14 protein-coding genes are annotated in these 16,752 nt (G+C 62.0%); 6 read left to right on the forward strand and 8 right to left on the reverse strand.

The annotated features are described in order from the left end of the window. Nucleotides 1-16 precede the first annotated feature (16 nt). The gene (locus P1K30_RS22140; RefSeq protein ID WP_275634962.1) at nucleotides 17-313 is read right to left on the reverse strand and encodes a hypothetical protein; all 297 of its coding nucleotides are present in this window, start codon (nucleotides 311-313) and stop codon (nucleotides 17-19) included. A gap of 176 nt (nucleotides 314-489) precedes the next feature. Here P1K30_RS22140 and P1K30_RS22145 point away from each other — a divergent pair, with 176 nt between their 5' ends. The 4 genes from P1K30_RS22145 to P1K30_RS22160 all read left to right on the forward strand — a co-directional run bounded on the left by P1K30_RS22145 (nucleotide 490) and on the right by P1K30_RS22160 (nucleotide 7,554). Next, nucleotides 490-4,866, forward strand: a complete 4,377-nt coding sequence (locus P1K30_RS22145) for a strawberry notch family protein (RefSeq protein ID WP_275634963.1) — start codon at nucleotides 490-492, stop codon at nucleotides 4,864-4,866. A gap of 3 nt (nucleotides 4,867-4,869) precedes the next feature. Continuing rightward, nucleotides 4,870-5,901 carry a DUF7146 domain-containing protein gene (locus P1K30_RS22150; RefSeq protein WP_275634964.1) on the forward strand — a complete coding sequence of 344 codons (1,032 nt, stop codon included), beginning with the start codon at nucleotides 4,870-4,872 and terminating at the stop codon, nucleotides 5,899-5,901. Nucleotides 5,902-6,263: 362 nt separating this feature from the next. Next, a complete protein-coding gene (locus P1K30_RS22155) occupies nucleotides 6,264-7,196 on the forward strand; it encodes a DUF2493 domain-containing protein (protein WP_275634965.1) in 933 nt (310 codons plus the stop codon). Nucleotides 7,197-7,278: 82 nt separating this feature from the next. After that, nucleotides 7,279-7,554 carry a WGR domain-containing protein gene (locus P1K30_RS22160; protein ID WP_207020686.1) on the forward strand — a complete coding sequence of 92 codons (276 nt, stop codon included), beginning with the start codon at nucleotides 7,279-7,281 and terminating at the stop codon, nucleotides 7,552-7,554. A 64-nt stretch (nucleotides 7,555-7,618) separates the two neighbouring features. Here the strand turns inward: P1K30_RS22160 and P1K30_RS22165 are convergent, their stop codons facing one another. The 7 genes from P1K30_RS22165 to P1K30_RS22195 form a co-directional block, all read right to left on the reverse strand. Continuing rightward, entirely contained in the window at nucleotides 7,619-8,335 is a 717-nt protein-coding gene (locus P1K30_RS22165; protein ID WP_207020687.1) for a hypothetical protein, read from the reverse strand. Between the two features lies 1 nt (nucleotide 8,336). After that, entirely contained in the window at nucleotides 8,337-11,210 is a 2,874-nt protein-coding gene (locus P1K30_RS22170) for an HsdM family class I SAM-dependent methyltransferase (protein ID WP_207020688.1), read from the reverse strand. A gap of 49 nt (nucleotides 11,211-11,259) precedes the next feature. Then, nucleotides 11,260-11,445, reverse strand: a complete 186-nt coding sequence (locus P1K30_RS22175) for a hypothetical protein (RefSeq protein ID WP_207020689.1) — start codon at nucleotides 11,443-11,445, stop codon at nucleotides 11,260-11,262. Between the two features lie 528 nt (nucleotides 11,446-11,973). Continuing rightward, a complete protein-coding gene (locus P1K30_RS22180; protein ID WP_275634966.1) occupies nucleotides 11,974-13,086 on the reverse strand; it encodes a Fic family protein in 1,113 nt (370 codons plus the stop codon). Nucleotides 13,087-13,206: 120 nt separating this feature from the next. Further along, a complete protein-coding gene (locus tag P1K30_RS22185) occupies nucleotides 13,207-13,446 on the reverse strand; it encodes a hypothetical protein (RefSeq protein WP_074646433.1) in 240 nt (79 codons plus the stop codon). A 161-nt stretch (nucleotides 13,447-13,607) separates the two neighbouring features. Beyond that, nucleotides 13,608-14,249, reverse strand: coding sequence for a hypothetical protein (locus P1K30_RS22190; RefSeq protein WP_040545943.1), 642 nt, complete (start codon nucleotides 14,247-14,249; stop codon nucleotides 13,608-13,610). Nucleotides 14,250-14,259: 10 nt separating this feature from the next. After that, nucleotides 14,260-14,979: a nucleotide-binding protein gene (locus tag P1K30_RS22195; RefSeq protein ID WP_066707426.1), complete on the reverse strand. Its 720-nt coding sequence runs from the start codon at nucleotides 14,977-14,979 to the stop codon at nucleotides 14,260-14,262. A 588-nt stretch (nucleotides 14,980-15,567) separates the two neighbouring features. Here P1K30_RS22195 and mobC point away from each other — a divergent pair. Both mobC and P1K30_RS22205 read left to right on the forward strand, forming a co-directional pair. Beyond that, nucleotides 15,568-16,119: a plasmid mobilization relaxosome protein MobC gene (gene mobC, locus P1K30_RS22200; protein ID WP_236016797.1), complete on the forward strand. Its 552-nt coding sequence runs from the start codon at nucleotides 15,568-15,570 to the stop codon at nucleotides 16,117-16,119. Next, nucleotides 16,106-16,752, forward strand: a 647-nt coding sequence (locus P1K30_RS22205; protein WP_275634967.1) for a relaxase/mobilization nuclease domain-containing protein, incomplete at its 3' end; no start/stop codon positions are given. The genes mobC and P1K30_RS22205, both read left to right, overlap by 14 nt.

Genomic DNA, 16,752 nt, shown 5'->3' on the forward strand with positions numbered 1-16,752 from the left:
TTTCGGAAGATTCCCGCTACTTATTTCCGTCGATCCATTTCGACATCAGCCCCCTGTCGCGGAAGCATTCGTCCGGAACGGCGCGCCTTTTGATCCGGGCGAGTTTCTCAGCGAAGGCCACCTGCTTGGAGGTGGGCAGCCGGTCCATGTCCGATACCGGCTTCAGCCGGGCCTGAGCCTCGATCCACGTGCTCAAAGATCGCCGGTCTTGCTGAACTTCCCAGGGCAGGAGCGTCCGGTTACGCAGGGCGAGCGACCGCGCATAGGCGATCTGCTTGGGCGTCGCGGGCAGGGCGTGCGTGGTGCTTTCCATTGGGAAACTCCCTTTCTGGCTGGTTCTGAAAATAGAACATAACAAGAACATAATCAAGCCAAGCGTCGGGAACAACTTGGTGCGAGAGGGAGAGAGGGGCCGGGAAAGATCAGGTCCGAGGCTGCCCGAGAGAGGGTGTACGGGCCTGATCCTGTCCTTCATTCCGGAGTTTCCCGATGACCCATCTTGCCCCTGTTGCGCAGGCGTCCTTGCCTGCGCCCATTGTCCCGTTGGCAGCAAATCCTGCCCCTGCGATCGTTGCTGTTGCCGAAGCGCTGCAGCCCGATCTGGCGCAAGGGCTTCAGATCGACGCGCTGCGCCTGCGCCGCGAGATGGAACATGCCTTTGGCGGTTCCGATGCGACCGGTACCTGGGACTGGAAGCTCGCCTATGAGGCGGGCGAGGTGGCGCTGATCCTCTTTCTGCGAAAGTTCGGTCGGGCGCTGCTTGCGCGTGCCGGCTCGCCTGCGGCGCTCTTGCCGATCCTCGCCAAGGTGGCAGGCCTCTTGCCCACGCACACCCGGCGGTCGGAAGAGATGGAGCGCTTTCAGCAATTCTCGACGCCGCTGCCCATGGGGCTCGCGGCTGTGGCGGCAGCACAGATCACGCCCCGTGATCTTGTCCTAGAGCCGTCTGCCGGGACCGGGCTTCTGGCGATCCTCGCCGAGATCGCCGGCGGCACTCTGGCTCTGAACGAGTTGGCGGACACCCGCGCCGATCTTCTGCGCCTGCTGTACCCGGCCCGACCGGTCACCCGGTTCGATGCCGCGCAGATCGACGATCATCTCGATGCCTGCTCAAGCCCGAGCGTCATCCTGATGAACCCGCCCTTCTCGGCGGTTGCACATGTCGATGGTCGGACGACCGAGGCGACGGCGCGGCATCTGCGCTCGGCCCTCGCGCGTCTGGCCCCCGGCGGACGGCTCGTCGCCATCACCGGAGCCGGTTTCGCGCCGGATGCGCCGGCCTGGGCCGAGACCTTCGGCCGTCTGACCGAGACGGCCCATCTCATCTTCACCGGCGCGGTGTCGGGCGCAGCTTTCGCCAAGCACGGCACCAGCTTCGAGACGCGGATTTCTGTCTTCGATAAATGCCGCGGCGGCGAGCCGGGAGGCATCACCGCAGACCTGCGCCAACCCACATCCCCGGACGTGGCACATCTGATGTCCCGGGTCACTGCCGAGGTTCCGCCGCGCCTCGAACTGGATCCAGCTCCTGCTGCGGGGCAGGGCCATTCTTCCCCCTTTCCGGGAAATTCTCACCTCACCACCCGCAAACCCGCCAGCCGATCGCACGCGATCTCTGCAGCCAATCCGGCGAAGCCTGAAACCCAGATTGAGGCCGAGGAACTGGACTACGCTCTCCGCGACGCCGCCGAGGACGAAGATGCCGCACGGCTGTCCGACGCGATCTACGAGACCTTCCGTCTGCAGGCTATCGACATCCCAGACGCCGCATCGCACCCGACCAAGCTTGTGCAATCGGCGGCCATGGCCTCTGTCGCACCTCCGAAAACCTCCTATCGCCCCAAGCTTCCGGCGACCATCCTGCGCGACGGCCTGCTGTCCGACGCGCAGCTCGAGACCGTCATCTACGCGGGGGAGGCGCATGGCGCATATCTCGCAGGGTCTTGGATCGTCGATGAGACCGGCGACATGGTCTCGGCCGCGCCCGACGATGCCGCTGACGCCGTCCGCTTCCGCCGGGGTTTCTTCCTCGGTGATGGCACCGGCGCGGGCAAGGGCCGCCAGTCGGCTGGGATCCTGCTCGACAACTGGTGCCAAGGCCGCCGCAAGGCGCTCTGGATATCGAAAAGCGACAAGCTCCTCGAGGACGCGCAGCGCGACTGGTCGGCGCTTGGCCAGGAGCGGCTTCTGGTGACGCCGCTGTCGCGTTTCGCACAAGGGCGCGAAATCCCTCTGACCGAGGGCATCCTCTTCACCACCTATGCGACGCTGCGCTCGGAAGAACGGGGTGCCAAGAAATCCCGCGTCGACCAGATCGTCGACTGGCTCGGGGCGGATTTCGATGGGGTGATCCTCTTTGACGAAAGCCATGCCATGGCGAATGCGGCCGGCGGCAAAGGCGAGCGGGGCGATACCATGGCCTCGCAGCAGGGCAGGGCGGGTCTGCGCCTGCAGCACAAACTTCCGAATGCCCGCGTAGTCTATGTCTCGGCCACGGGCGCGACGACGGTCCACAACCTTGCCTATGCTCAGCGTCTCGGGCTCTGGGGCGGGGAGGATTTCCCCTTTCAGACCCGGTCGGAATTCGTGGAAGCCATTGAGGCTGGCGGGGTCGCGGCGATGGAGGTTCTGGCCCGCGACCTTCGGGCGCTCGGCCTCTACACGGCGCGGTCGCTGTCCTATGATGGTGTCGAATACGAGATGCTGGAACACGCGCTCAGCCTCGAGCAGCGCGGCATTTACGATGCCTATGCCGGGGCCTTCGCCATCATTCACAACAACCTGACCGCGGCACTGGAGGCCGCGAACATTTCCGGTGAGAGCGGCACGCTGAACCGCCAGGCGAAATCCGCTGCGCGGTCAGCCTTCGAGAGCGCCAAGCAGCGCTTCTTCGGCCATTTGCTCACCTCGATGAAGACCCCCACGCTGATCACATCCATCGATGCAGATCTGGCTGCGGGTCATGCGGCGGTCATCCAGATCGTCTCGACGGGTGAGGCACTGATGGAACGCCGCCTGTCGGAGATCCCAACCGACGAATGGAACGACATCCGCTGTGACATCACGCCAAGGGAATATGTCCTGGATTACCTCGCCCATTCCTTCCCGGTGCAGCTCTACGAGCCTTTCACCGACAGCGAAGGTAATCTTTCGTCGCGCCCCGTCACGCGCGACGGCCAACCGGTGGAGTGCCGCGAAGCCGTCCGGCGTCGTGACGCGCTGATCGAGAAACTGGCTTCGCTTCCGCCCGTGCCGGGTGCACTCGACCAGATCGTCCAGCGCTTCGGCACCGATCTTGTGGCCGAAGTCACAGGGCGCTCGCGGCGCATCGTGCGGAAGGGCGAAGGGCATTCGGCACGGCTCGTGGTGGAGAACCGGGCTGGAGCCGCGAACCTCGCGGAAACCCAAGCCTTCATGGATGACGAAAAGCGTATCCTGATCTTCTCGGATGCCGGCGGCACCGGGCGCAGCTATCACGCCGATCTCGGGGCGAAGAACCAGCGCCTGCGGGTCCACTACCTCTTGGAACCCGGCTGGAAGGCAGATGCGGCGATTCAGGGCCTCGGGCGCACCAACCGCACCAATCAGGCGCAGCCGCCGCTCTTCCGGCCAGTGGCCACCGATGTGAAGGCGGAGAAGCGGTTCCTGTCGACCATTGCGCGACGTCTCGACACGCTTGGCGCGATCACGCGCGGTCAGCGCCAGACCGGCGGGCAAGGGCTGTTCCGCCCCGAGGATAACCTCGAGTCGCCCTACGCCCGCGACGCCCTGCGCCAGCTTTACCGCCGCATCTATCGCGGCGATCTGGCCGGATGTTCGCTCGGGGCTTTCGAGGATGCGACCGGGCTCAGCCTGACCGATGACAACGGGCTGAAGGATGACCTGCCGCCGATCACGACCTTCCTCAATCGTCTGCTGGCGCTGACGATCGACATGCAGGCCGTGCTGTTCGCGGGTTTCGAGGAGCTGCTCGATCAGAGAATTGAGGGCGCCATCGCCGCCGGGGTCTATGATCTCGGGCTCGAGACACTCCGTGCCGAGAGCTTCCGGGTGGCCGACGCACGCGTCATCTACACCCATCCTGGCTCCGGCGCCGAAACCCAGCTCCTGACCATCGCGGAAAAGCGGCGCAACACGCCGACCTCGCTGGCAGATGCACTCGACTGGCTGGATGATCCGCAGGCGCGTCTTCTGGTCAACAGCCGCTCGGGCCGGCCTGCCGTGCAGGTTTCCGCCACCAGTCACATGCTGGACGATGGGACCATCGAGCCGCGCCTGCGCCTGATCCGCCCGCTTGATGCCAGCACGGTCCCGGCCAAGGTCATGGAGGACACCCACTGGCTCGAGGCCGACCGCGCGGCCTTCACAGCGGCGTGGACTGCGGAACTGGCCGAGGTGCCGGAGTTTTCGGACTCCACGCTGCACATCGTGGCAGGTCTGCTGCTGCCGATCTGGAAGCAGCTTCCCCAGGATGAAACCCGCGTCTACCGCCTGCAGACCGATGACGGGCAGCGCATCATCGGCCGCCGCGTCTCGCCTGCCTGGGTCGCGACCACGCTGGCCGCCGATGCGCCCAAGCTCTCGGCCGCACAGGTCCATGCCCTCGTTCTGGAGGGCAAGACCGTGGTGCGCCTGTCGGAAGGGATGGAATTGCACCGCTCGCGCGTCATGGGCGCGAACCGGATCGAACTGTCGGGCTTCTCGGAGGCAGCCAAGGATCGGCTCAAGGCCGATGGCTTCTTCTCGGAGATCATCAGTTGGAAGCTTCGGCTGTTCTGCCCGACCGACGCCGATGGTGTCGAGATACTGGATCGTCTGCTTGCACGTTGTCCTGTCGCAAGGCTACATGATCGCGGAGGTTGTTAACCCATGTATTCCGAGACCGAAGACCTCGTGCGCGATCTGGCAGAAAATGCCGAAAGCGTTTGTCGTGCCTACCTTCCCGCCGGACGGCGGGAAGGATCCTACTGGATCGTGGGTGACCTGCAAAACAATCCTGGCCGCTCGCTCTTCGTGCGGTTGACCGGGCCCACGTCGGGGCCAGGGGCAGCGGGCAAGTTTACGGATGGGGCCACAGGCGAGCATGGCGATCTCTTGGACATCATCCGCGCCCGGACGGGGATCACGCGCTTCCCCGACCTTCTCGCCGAGGCCCGAGCGCATCTTGGCCGTCCGCAGCCGGTCGTTCCGGATAGGCAAGAGCCGAGGAAGGCCAAGGCGCCCGGTGGCACTCCTGTGGCGGCGGCGCGCTTGTTTGCTGCCTCGAACCCGATCACAGGCACGCTTGCCGAGACCTACCTCCGTTCCCGAGGCATCACCCAATTTGGCGCGAACGGTGCCCTACGCTTCCACCCGAAGTGCTGGCATCGGGAAGAGGGGCAGACCCGGAGCATCCCCAGACCTGCGATGATCGCGGCGGTTACCGATGGGGCAGGGGCAGTGCAGGGCGTGCATCGCACCTGGCTGGCGCCTGACGGACAGGGGAAGGCGGCAGTGAATCCAGAGCGTCGGGCTATGGGTCACCTCCTCGGCAATGCTGTCAGGCTGACCTCGCAGGATGACATCCTCGTCATCGGCGAAGGCATCGAGACCATGCTGTCCCTGTCCGAGGCAATCCCAGGTCTGCCCGTCTGGGCGGCACTCTCTTCGGGTCACCTCGGGGCGGTCCAGCTGCCAGAGGGGCTGAAGCGCCTCTACATCGCGATCGATCGCGATCCGGCAGGGCACCGCGCGGCAGATAGGTTGAGCGCCAGAGCAACCGAGGCCGGAATTGGTTGCCATGTGCTGGAACCGCGGCTCGGGGATTTCAACGATGATCTTCGGGCGAACGGCAAGGACGCGCTGCGCCAGCATCTGGCAGGTCAGATCGGGCCAGAGGATCGGCATCGCCTGCCCAGCTGAGCTGCATCGTGCAGGGGGGGCTGGGAGTGCGGGGCAGGGGGCTGCATCCCAGTCGTGGCTCTGGATCGTCGTCCTCACCCCATCCCGGGCCTTGCGCATCCACCCGTCACCCGAGCGGCCTTCAAGAGATGGGCAGGCCGTCAAAGCGGTTGCCCCTGCAAGGTCGGCAGGGAACCTATTTCCGCCGGCGGCAAAGCCGCCTTTGCATCGCGAGACAAATAGCTTCCCTGCCGACCTCCTCCACGCTGTTCCGGCCCCGGTGAAGCCGGGGTGAAGGGGCAACCGCCCCGACGGCTCGGGTCTGCCCATGAAGGCCGCGCGGGATGACGCGCGGACGAGACAGGCCCGGAGGCAAGAAACCGATGACGATCCACACCTACGACGACGCGTATGAACCCGCCCATAGCGCATCCCAGACCGCCCATGCGCTCGACGAGCTCCAGCTCTACGGCTATCGTCCCTTTGACGAGCCCGATCCGCGCCCGATGCCCGATGGGCATCGCCTCGCCGTCGCCGTCGCCGACATCTTCGACGCCCTCGTCGCGACCCTGGAAGACACCCGCATGGAACCCGATCTCGAAGAAGTGCTCTGGGGCCAGGTCAACCTCTTCCACCGCGCCACGGCACGGATCGAGCGGTCACTCGATGAGAACGAGCAGGCGCAGCGCCGCCTCCAGCGCGAGCAGGACGGCTCCGAGGTGAAATCCGTCGAACTCGAGCGCCTGACGGCAGAAGGCTTGACCCTCGTCGAACGGCGGAACTGCATGGACATGTTGCGCGATCACGCCGCCACGGAGTTTGTTCATCACACGGGATCCACTTGGCGCCCCCGCACCGGCTCGATGGTGAACCGCCAGCACATGACCGCCGCCCTGATCGACAGCCGCGACTTCCTGGCCGCCAAGCGCCGCGCCGAGACCGAGGTAATGCTTCCCGCAGGCCCCAAGGTCGCCCTCACCGGCGGGACTGATTTCAACGATCACCGCCTGATCTGGGGCAAGCTCGACCAGGTCCGGACCAAGTATTCCGACATGGTCCTTCTGCACGGTGGCAGCCCGAAGGGCGCAGAGCTCATCGCCGCCAAATGGGCTGAAGCCCGGGGTGTGACGCAGGTGGCCTTCAAGCCCGACTGGACCAAGCACGCCAAGGCCGCGCCCTTCAAGCGCAACGACGCGATGCTGGATGTGCTCCCGGTCGGGGTCCTTGTCTTCCCCGGAACCGGTATCCAGGAAAACCTCGCCGACAAGGCCAAGAAGCTTGGCATCCCGGTCATGAAGTTCGAGAAGGGGGCGTGAGCCCCCAACCTACTCGGCATAGATGATAGTGGAAACGACGCCCGCTACCTGATATTGTTAAGGAGTGAAAGGTGACCGCAAGATGTTCGATGAATCGCAGCAACTGGACGTGTTTCCCACAGTGGTCGATCTGAAACGGATCGACCCGTCCCTCCACATGCGGCGCTTCTACAGGATGAGCGTTCAGCCCGATCTTTTTGGCGGAGTAAGCCTGGTGCGAGAATGGGGCCGGATCGGATTCCGCGGTCAGATGCTGATTGAACAACATGAGGACGAGGGCAGGGCGGTCAACGCTTTGATGAAGCTATCGGCGACGAAGAAGCGGCGTGGGTATCTGTCGTCTGTCAGTAAAGGTTAGAAGCGGTCGCCCGACGCCGACGGCAGCGCGTCGCTTTGTCCGCCCGCATGCGACCAGGTGGGCTCTACATCTCGATCCAGAGATGGTCGATTTGTACAGGTCCGAGGTCAGCACGACGGAGATGCTGGGAACGTAACCCTGCGACGCGCTGCGTGGCATCGTGCGTAACCATCGTGAGCTTGTCGGCCTCGGACCAATTCTCAGTCGAATCTTTGACGATCCCGTCGATCCAAATATCGAGCTCGCTGTGCCAGTGCGTAATATCGTAAGCTTGAATGTAACCGATCATCGCCACACGTTCATGGCCAGCGCCATGATGGCCTGCCTTGAACCGCTGCACGCCGCCGGTCGAACTAAAGCGGCTGATCAGATATTCGCGCTCGTCCCGAACGCTGCTTGACGGGGTCGGCAGTCGCTTGCACTCGATCGGGAGCAAAGTGCGGTATTCGGTGTATTCGCGACCTTCGATCCAGATCACTTCGCCGCTGGGGGCGACGGCAAGGTCGATCGCGCGACGTCCGTCCGCTTCGTCGGGCTCCTCTCGGCGAAACTGGAGGAAGTCCCAGCCTGGCGCGTGCCGCGATGCACTATTGAGACGAGCGCAAAGTTGGGCCGTGAGCTTGGTCTCACCGGCAGTGATTTCGCGCGCCGGGTCGTCGCGCCAGCCCGGTAGAGCGTCACCGATGAAGTCGACGAGAGCTGAGAGCCATTCGGCCGGCTGATGGATTCCGCTGCGGAGCGCGCCCGCCTGACCTGAGCCTTCGCCTTCGTCTGCCAGCATCTTAGAAGCCCTGCGCGCGCAAATCAGCAAGGACGTCGTCAGCATCGCGCAGCGCAATCGAACGAGTCCAGAAGCGGTGGCGGTCCGGCTTTAAAAGAAACATAAACTCCTGGTCATATAGCCTTGTGATGCGAGTGATCGTTAGCCCCGAACCACGTTGCTCGTGAAGGAGAGCGTCGAGCTTTTTACGAAGTTCATCGGCACCCGACCAGTCAACTTCACCTTCGCCGAATACATAGGCCTTACAGATCGCTCCGGGCCAACGCTGAGCGGGCAAAGGACGCAACGCGCTGTGCGTATAAATGGCGTTGATCTGCCGCACGAAAACGGTGTCGAACGCGGTCAAGACATCGCCCTGAGCCGGACGCATTACTGCTGCTCTAGCGCCGAGGCGGATGAACTCTCGCTGATGCTCGACGATATCCGCCGCGATAATTCGCTCGTTCTCGCTCAGGTCGAGATCTTCGTCTTCGGGATATGGCAAGGAGAGGACGTCGGCGTTCAAAATCGCCGTCGCGCGTTGGGTGAAAAGGCGGGCGCTGATACCAGCTACATATGCCCGCAGCACCGTCGCTTCGCGCCGCAGCCAATCGTCGATGGCCGCCAACCGCTCCATATCGCGCGCCGGCGCTGCAAAGCCGACGATTTCATGTTTGTAGGTCAGATAGTGGTCCGTCCACAGACCGTGGGGAAGGTCTTCATGCTCCTTGATCAGCAGCATCGGTGGCGTGAAGCGCCGCGCGGTCTTGGTATCCTTAATCGGCCTATCGGGGACCATGTCGAGAAAGCGCGTGTCGAGCCCATCGTGTGATAGGGAACTCGTCGGCAACAACGGTTGGCCGATGAGATGATCGGCCGGTCGCGAGATGCCCTTCTGACCCGCGATATATCCTTCGCCGAAGTCCCATTCCCGCTTCTGTGCAAAGTCGCGCAACGTGGGATAGGTTCGCAGGCGTTGGATCAGGTCAAGGACGCGGTGGCCTCCAAGCAGGTTCGCACGCCAGATATCGCGCGAGGAGACGGCGACCGCGTTGGGAAACCAGTGCATGTCATAGTAGTCGATATCGAAACCTTGTTCGGCGCTAGCCCGACCGCTACGTCGAAATACGGCATGAAGCAGACGGCTTTCGGCATTGCCCTTAGACGACTCCGCAAGGACGACAACCACCTTGGGGTCGGCATTGCCCTTTTTGAACAGGCCGCGCACGGAGACGAAGTCCAAGACCTCGCGCACGTTCCAGCGCGTGAAAAAAGATCTCCGAAAGGCCAGCGCATTCTGGTTGTAGAGGAAGCCCGAAGGCTCAATCATCGCAAGGACGCCTCCAGGCGCGAGCAGTTCCATCGCCTCATGGAGGAACAGATAGGCAAGCTGGTTGTCCGCCAAGCTGCCATGCATTTTGGTGTAGGCGGTGTAGCTTCGCTTGGCACCGTCAGTTGTCAGTGCTGACTCAAAAGGCGGATTGCCTACGACAACCGCGACCGGTGCCTGCACCAAGCCTCGTTCTTTAGCCTCGAAGAAGCAACTGCCGTGAAGCGTATGATTGCCGAGTGGGGGGAACAGCTTGACACTGGATCTGATGTCCTCGGGCTCCAGTGCGTCGCACAAGCTGAGGCACAGGCTGAACGCTGCAAGCTCTACCGCGCCGTCCTCGAGATCGATGCCATGTACCCGCTGAAGAAGCGGTCGCAGCTCCTCGACACCAGGACGCGCCCAGCCATTGCGCCAGCGCCAGTGGAGCACCAATCGCTTGTATGCCTCGACCAAGAAAACACCTGAACCGCAAGCCGGATCGAGAATGACTCCGTCGCCCTCCATCAGCGCGTCGATACGTTTCCAACTGAGCACTTCCTCTAGGATCAGACGGACCAAGGCCGGTGGCGTGTAAATCGAGCTCGCCGTGTCCTTCACAAACAGCTGGTATATGTTGCTGATCAGCTCGACCGGTAGGTCGCGGAAAGAGTAGAGCCGCCAGAGGCTAAGTTGCCCTGACGCATCCTCGAACCCCTCGACCAGCCTAGCGTAGCTGGCGAGTGCTTCGCTTTCGGCGAGAGCGGACCGCTCTGCATCCTTCAACCTGAAGACGTGACCGTTGAATCGCTCTTCAAGCGACTCCAGCAGTGAGACCAGCGCTGGACCATTGCCCAGCACTTGGAAGAATCGTGTAGCGCCTGGCAGTGCCTGGTCGAAATCGTCCGGCAAAAGCACCGAGCGTTCTTCGAGATATGCGATCAGCAGCGAAAGAATGAGCAGCCGCCGCTGTAACCCTGAATCGAGCAGCCGCCGCTCGCTCAGTTGATTGGAGAGCGCATGAACCGCATCCACGAGTGTGCGATGGGCTGATTTCTTCGCTGATAGCATAAGCCTGCAGGCGTCCGGATCGTCCCAGATTGCGCCGTTGCGGATGCGGTCCGCGTCCCACCATGCGTCCTGCGCCGCGATCTCGGCGCCGACCGTCAGGGTCCGGATGGGGCGGCAAACGTTGGTGCCATTTGAGCCAACAAAATCGGGCTCGTGCGCGCAACGGAATAGTTGGATCCGACCGGGCCCGACACGATACACGATTGGAACACCGCCCCAGCTCCATAGGCGTTTGTGTAGGTTGGCAAACTGCCGATCATCGCCGTGCTCCGCCATGTCGAAGACCAGCGCCTGCGCCACAGGCGCTCGCCCATGTCGCGCGGCCTCGAAGAACACCGCACGGGCACCGTAAGCTGCCGCCTTCTCGACGAGCGCGACCTCCTCGGGCGGGCGCCCATTGCGAGCATAGTCCGCGATGGCAACGAGACCATCTACACTCGGAAGATCGCCTCCCTCCCCAATCGCGAAAAGCCATTCCGCGCCATCGAAACCATCGCTCGGTCCTTGAAGCGTCATCGCCTTCTCCTCAATGAGGATGCAACCGGTCGACAAGAGTGGACAAGCATCATTTCTGCCGCTTCTTTTTCGAAAGCGCGAAGCCCTCCTTGAGGAGGTCCGTCATGCTGAGGCCTTGCGATGCCGCGAAGCCCTTGAACTCGCGCTTAAATTCTTCAGCGACCTTGAAGTTGAGCGTCTTGCCCTTTCCGCTTTCGGGTTCTGGCTCGGTCGCGTTGGTTTGCCGGCTGGCCATCGGACACTTCCTCGCATGGCGACCACCTCTCGTGTCGCAAAGTCAAGGGCAGAAATACAGATTTCCGACTCTCTGGCAAGCCCGAAAGCCAGAGTAGCAGCTTTTGGGAAAGCCAGAAATAATGAATTCTGGATCGTGACTTCTCCTGACTTATGGCGGCAGAGTACGTTCACCGATGAGCACTCCATCGAGAACAAATATCGAACAAATGCCCTCGCTGTCAGTCTGTTTCATAGCGCGCCAAGGTATGGCAAGCGCGTTATCTGCGCATACGTCGATGCATTTAGAGGATGTGATCTTTGCGGTCGAGCGACTTGCGTTCAGTCTCGGCTGGTGAATGAACGTTTGGGTCTGGAAGGAGACCACTTGGTTAACGACGCCATCAAGTATGGGCTTCTCCGAAGCAGTCTGACCTAAGCTGGCCTTAATCCGGATGTTCGCCAGCTACGCGGCGAAAGGCCGCTTCCAATACATTTTACATAAAACGGATTATCGGATTTTTGATAAGTTGTTGTTTTCGTGCAATTTTTATTCAATCCAGTCGAGTTTCAACCAGTATCGCGTGTGCCGCCGCTCGCCGGTTCGAGCGAGCACGCCCTTCTCGACCAGATCCTGCAGATCGCGGGTCGCGGTCGCGCGTGAAGTTCCGGTGATCTTGAGATAGTTGTCGGCGCTGAGGCCGCCTTTGAAACCGCCAAGGCCTTCCCGAAACATTCGAGCGATGGCCTTGGCCTGGCGTTCGTTCAAGTGGTCTCTGTGACGATCGTAGAAGTGTGCCTTGCTGATGAAGAGGCCTACGCGGTCGAGTGTTGCCTGTTGGGCCTTCAAGACAACTTCTGCGAACCAGACGAGCCAATCGGTCACGTCGAGCGTTTTTTGATGCTGCTCGAGCTGGTCGTAGTAGGCCCTGCGCTCCTTCTCGATGGTGAAGGCGAGCGAGATGAGGGTCGGCTGGCCAATGTTCTGCGCCAGCGACTTTTCAGCGAGGGCGCGACCCAGGCGGCCGTTACCGTCTTCGAACGGGTGGATGCTCTCGAAATAGAGGTGGCTTAGCCCTGCGCGCGTCAGCGCTGGAAGCAGCTCTGCTCCCCCCGGCCCGGTCTTGTTGAACCAATCCGCGTATCGCTCCATCTCAGGCATGACCCGCTCCGAGGGCGGCGCTTCGAAATGGATCGTGGGCCGGTCAAGGCGGCCGGACACGATTTGCATCGCCTCGGCGTGTTGTCGGTAGGCCCCGATGGTTTCCAACCGGCGGTCATGGGACAGGAGCATTCGATGCCAGCGGTACAGTGTCTCATGGGTCAGCGGCTCTGCAAAACTGGAATAGACGTCGACCATCATTTCCGCGACGCCCTGTTCGCGCGGTTTGGCAGGGTAGCTGTCCGGATCGAGGCCCAGATGGCGGCGCAGCGAAGATTGCACACTGAGCCGATCGAGGATTTCACCCTCGATGGCGCTCGTCTGCATCGCTTCCTCGCTGAGCAGTTCGATGCGGAGTTGCTCGCGTTCCGGCTGGCTGACATGATGGACCGCGCCGAGGATTTCTCCGGACGACAGCAGGAACGTCTGCTCAAACGGCTCCAGAGCGGAGGCGTCATACCGGAAATCCGGCCAATCGGGCAGCGTCCAGTTCCAAGCCATGAGTTATAGACATCCTTTCTATAGCTCATATCTAGATCACTTCTGAGGCATAGAGGTCAACTCTATCGCTCAAAGGACCTGCGGGATGGGACGACCCACAAACCGACGCGAGGTCTTGAGCTAGGCCTTTTCAAGGTGCGTCAGACCTTGCTGACGCGGTCTGGGGGCCTTCGGATCGGCGGGGTTTTGTTCCGGCGCTTGAAAGAATGGTTCATAGCGAACGTCCGCCATGGCGCCGTCGAACCAGGCAGGCTGCACGTCACCATTGTTCCATTGGTAAAGGTAGCCAACCAGATTTTCAGATGTCTTGCAGAGGATGCGCATGATCGGTTCGCCAGTCAGGCGGGGCTTCGTGTTCATAATGCGTTCCTCCTAAATGGACCTCGTAACTCGTCACCACTGAGGTCTGAAAATCTATATGACGCTCATTAGCGCCACGTTTTCCGCAACTGCAAGGCGAGCTTCTGCCGTTGGGCGAAAATCCACCGGCGAAATGCAAGTTATCTTTTCAGATAGGTCTCTTACGGTGTGTGCTGCTCATGCGGCGATGCAGCGCGAACGGCAATTTCTTCCAAGATTTTGTCGATCTCGCCCCATATGCGTGGTTCCACTTGGCCGCGGATCAGAGCCCATTTACTCAAGACGTCGAGGGGGTCGTGGTCCCGAAGGAGCATACCCAGGCTGGCCGCATCGACTGCCAGTGATGTCCGGGCCTGCCACTGCGTGTTTCGAGTGCGCCGCTCCTCAGCAATTGGCGCGAAGACCGGCGACAGTTGCCAGCCTTTGACTGCACGGCGCAGGGCGGCACGCACCACATGTGCCGGCTCAACACCACAAGTTTCCAGCGCTGCTTCCTGTCGTTCGAGTGCGTTGACCCTGATGTCGATCTTCCGGGTCGGGCTCAAAGCTCGTGCCGAAACGGGAGCTCTCAGGCTGGTATGCGGGTCAGAGCTTTCCGCGGTGACTTGGTGCGGCGCCACGGCACTTTTCGGCGCACGCTCTGACTCGTGCCGATCAGCGCCAACGTCAGCGACTGGGGTGCCTGTCTTTGTTGCTGTGACCTGTACCTCTTCCTCCTTCTCGGGAACCTCGCGGTCACCCTGTTGCAGGGTGGCGGCGTAGGCTGGGTCGGGCCTAGTGATGGTCGGGATCTTCTTGCGCAATCGACTGTCCTCACGCAGCAAGAATGTTGTTGAGAATGTCCGTCGCCTCCTCAAGCGCCTCGACGACATGACGTACATGTGGACGCATAAGGGGGTTCGGATCGGATTGCTTTTCCAGCGCCAAGGCGTGGAGAAGCCCCTTCTGATCCATCTCCTTGTAAGTGTTTCGTCGCATCATGACGGTCTCAATCACCGGAAAACGGGTGAGCGCTTCTTCAATCAGGGCGGCGTCAGCACGGGTCGTTTTCGGGTCGACCATGTTGAGGACGACGTGGTGGCGCGGAAGGCTGGAGGGGTCGTCAACACGGGATTTCAGTTTCTCAAACCAATCAGCTGTCTGCGCTCCGACATCGAAATCAGACGTCGACAGCATGACGGGCGTCACGATGTGGTCCGCAAGCACCGCGATGCCGTCTGACCATTCGGCACCGACCCCTGCGGTATCGATGAAGATGAAGTCTGCCGTGCCTGCCATGTAGACCTGATCGATCTGATCCTCGACACCCGCCACGCTTTCGACGGTGGCCGAGCAGAGAAGCGGCGAACTCAGCCCACCGGCTTCCGCCCGAGCATGCCAGGCCCCGAGTACCCTCGTGCTGTCCGTGTCGATCAACATCACTCTGCGTCTGGCGGCGATCGCGGCACTGATCAAGGCGCGCGAAAGCGTCGTTTTTCCACTGCCCCCTTTCCGGGCCATCGCTGCGACCACCACAAGATTTTCGTTCGGCATTCTGATCCTCCGCAAAAATAGTGAATCGCAACGATAATACCAAAATGTCGCTAAACGCATGAGGCGGAGGGGTCAAGCAGAAGTCGGGATGCGACCCGCGTTTGGCATGCAGCGGGCGGCGTTGTGCGATGACCGTGCGACGTCTGCCGTGGCGCCTTCAGCATTCGTCGCGGGGCACCGCACACCCTCCAAATGTCGGGATGCGCTCGGCGATGTACTGCGGACGGAATGCAGGTGACGGATAGCGCGCGCCAGACGACGGGAGGCAGTCTCGCGTATGTCGTTCTGCGGGTGACGCGAGACGGTCAGCACGCAGCAAAACCCGTCTTGCGGGGTGCAAGAGACGGGGTGCAAAAGACGCGATGCGCGATGCGGGGACCGCATCGCGTGGTGCAATGAGCGCGAAGCGCGATCCATTTGACTAAGGACGGGAAATCGCCCCTACAGGGCGATTTTCTACATTGAGTACAAGCCCTTATGGCCGACTTCACTTGCGTTGGGAGTCGGCGGGCTTGTACGAAGTTGGCAAGAAATAGGAACGTTAACTTCAAAATGCCCCGCCGCCGCAGACTGTCAGAGATCGAGCGATTGACCATCGCCCAGGAGCGCCGGAACGGCGTCTCCGCGGCGTCATTGGCCGCGCGCTACGATGTCAGCCTGAAGACGATCTACAACGTGGTGAACCACCGGGATGAGCGTCAGACAGCGAACGGCAGCCGATCGCGGGTTGTGGGGATCCGGGTCTCGGACGACGACCTGCGCCGGTTCGACGCGGCGCTGTCGCGGCGTGGGATTGCGCACCGCTCGGATGCCATGCGCCGCCTGATGCTGGCGGCCGAAGGTGTCTTCCTGCCCGACGACGAGATGTGTGACGAGTTGCGCAGCCTCGGCGCCGCGCTCAACCGGGTCGGCAACAACGTGAACCAGATCGCGCGACGTCTGAACGAGGCCAAGGTGCGGGGCGAAAGACTGTCCTACCCGGCCTCAAGTCACCGTGACGTCCGCGCACTTGCCGGTCTGGTCTTCGATCTGGCCGACCAGGTCCAGGAGATGTCGCGTGCTCGGCGCAGCGTGCTGGACCTTGAGATCAGCTCCGCCCTGGCGGGCCTCGCCGTGGGGGATGCGAATGGTGCGGAGTGACCGGGTCCGGGGCATCGACCCGGCGCTCTTCGACCGCGGCTGGAGCCGGGTTTCGGGATCCTGGCAGGGGCTTTCCAAGGGCGCGCAGATGGTTCGGGCCGCGCGCGGCTATTCGCCCGCGATCTTCAAGGCTATCTCGAAAGGGGGCTGCCACACCGGGGCGCAGCTACGGGCGCAGCTCACATATCTCACGACGAAGTCGACCCATATCCTCGACAGCCGCGGCACCCATGACGGGAAGAAGCAGCTCTCGGAAGCCGAGATCAACCGAGTGGCGCGGCGGTTCGAGAACCAGTGGAACGAGCGCTACAGCCCCACGCTTGGCCATACGTCGCATCTACTGATGGCATTCCCGGTTGGGACCAGTGGTGAAGAGGTGCGCGATATCACCCAGGCCGTCTGCGAGAAGTTCTTTCAAGGTGATGGCTCGCAATTCGACTATATTGCTGCAATACACCAAGATCGCGCGCATCCACATGCGCATATCGTTCTGAACCGCCGCAGCAAGGATGGCGAAATGTTCTTTCTCGGGAAGGATCAGGTTCCGTCGCAAACTTTTCCGGATGGCGGAGTAGCCCGAGCTGAGGACACAATTATGCCGCGAGCTCCGCGAAAGTCTGAAACGCGGTGGTG

Origin of the sequence: Psychromarinibacter halotolerans (genome assembly GCF_029168315.1) — a bacterium.
Taxonomy (GTDB): domain Bacteria; phylum Pseudomonadota; class Alphaproteobacteria; order Rhodobacterales; family Rhodobacteraceae; genus Psychromarinibacter; species Psychromarinibacter halotolerans.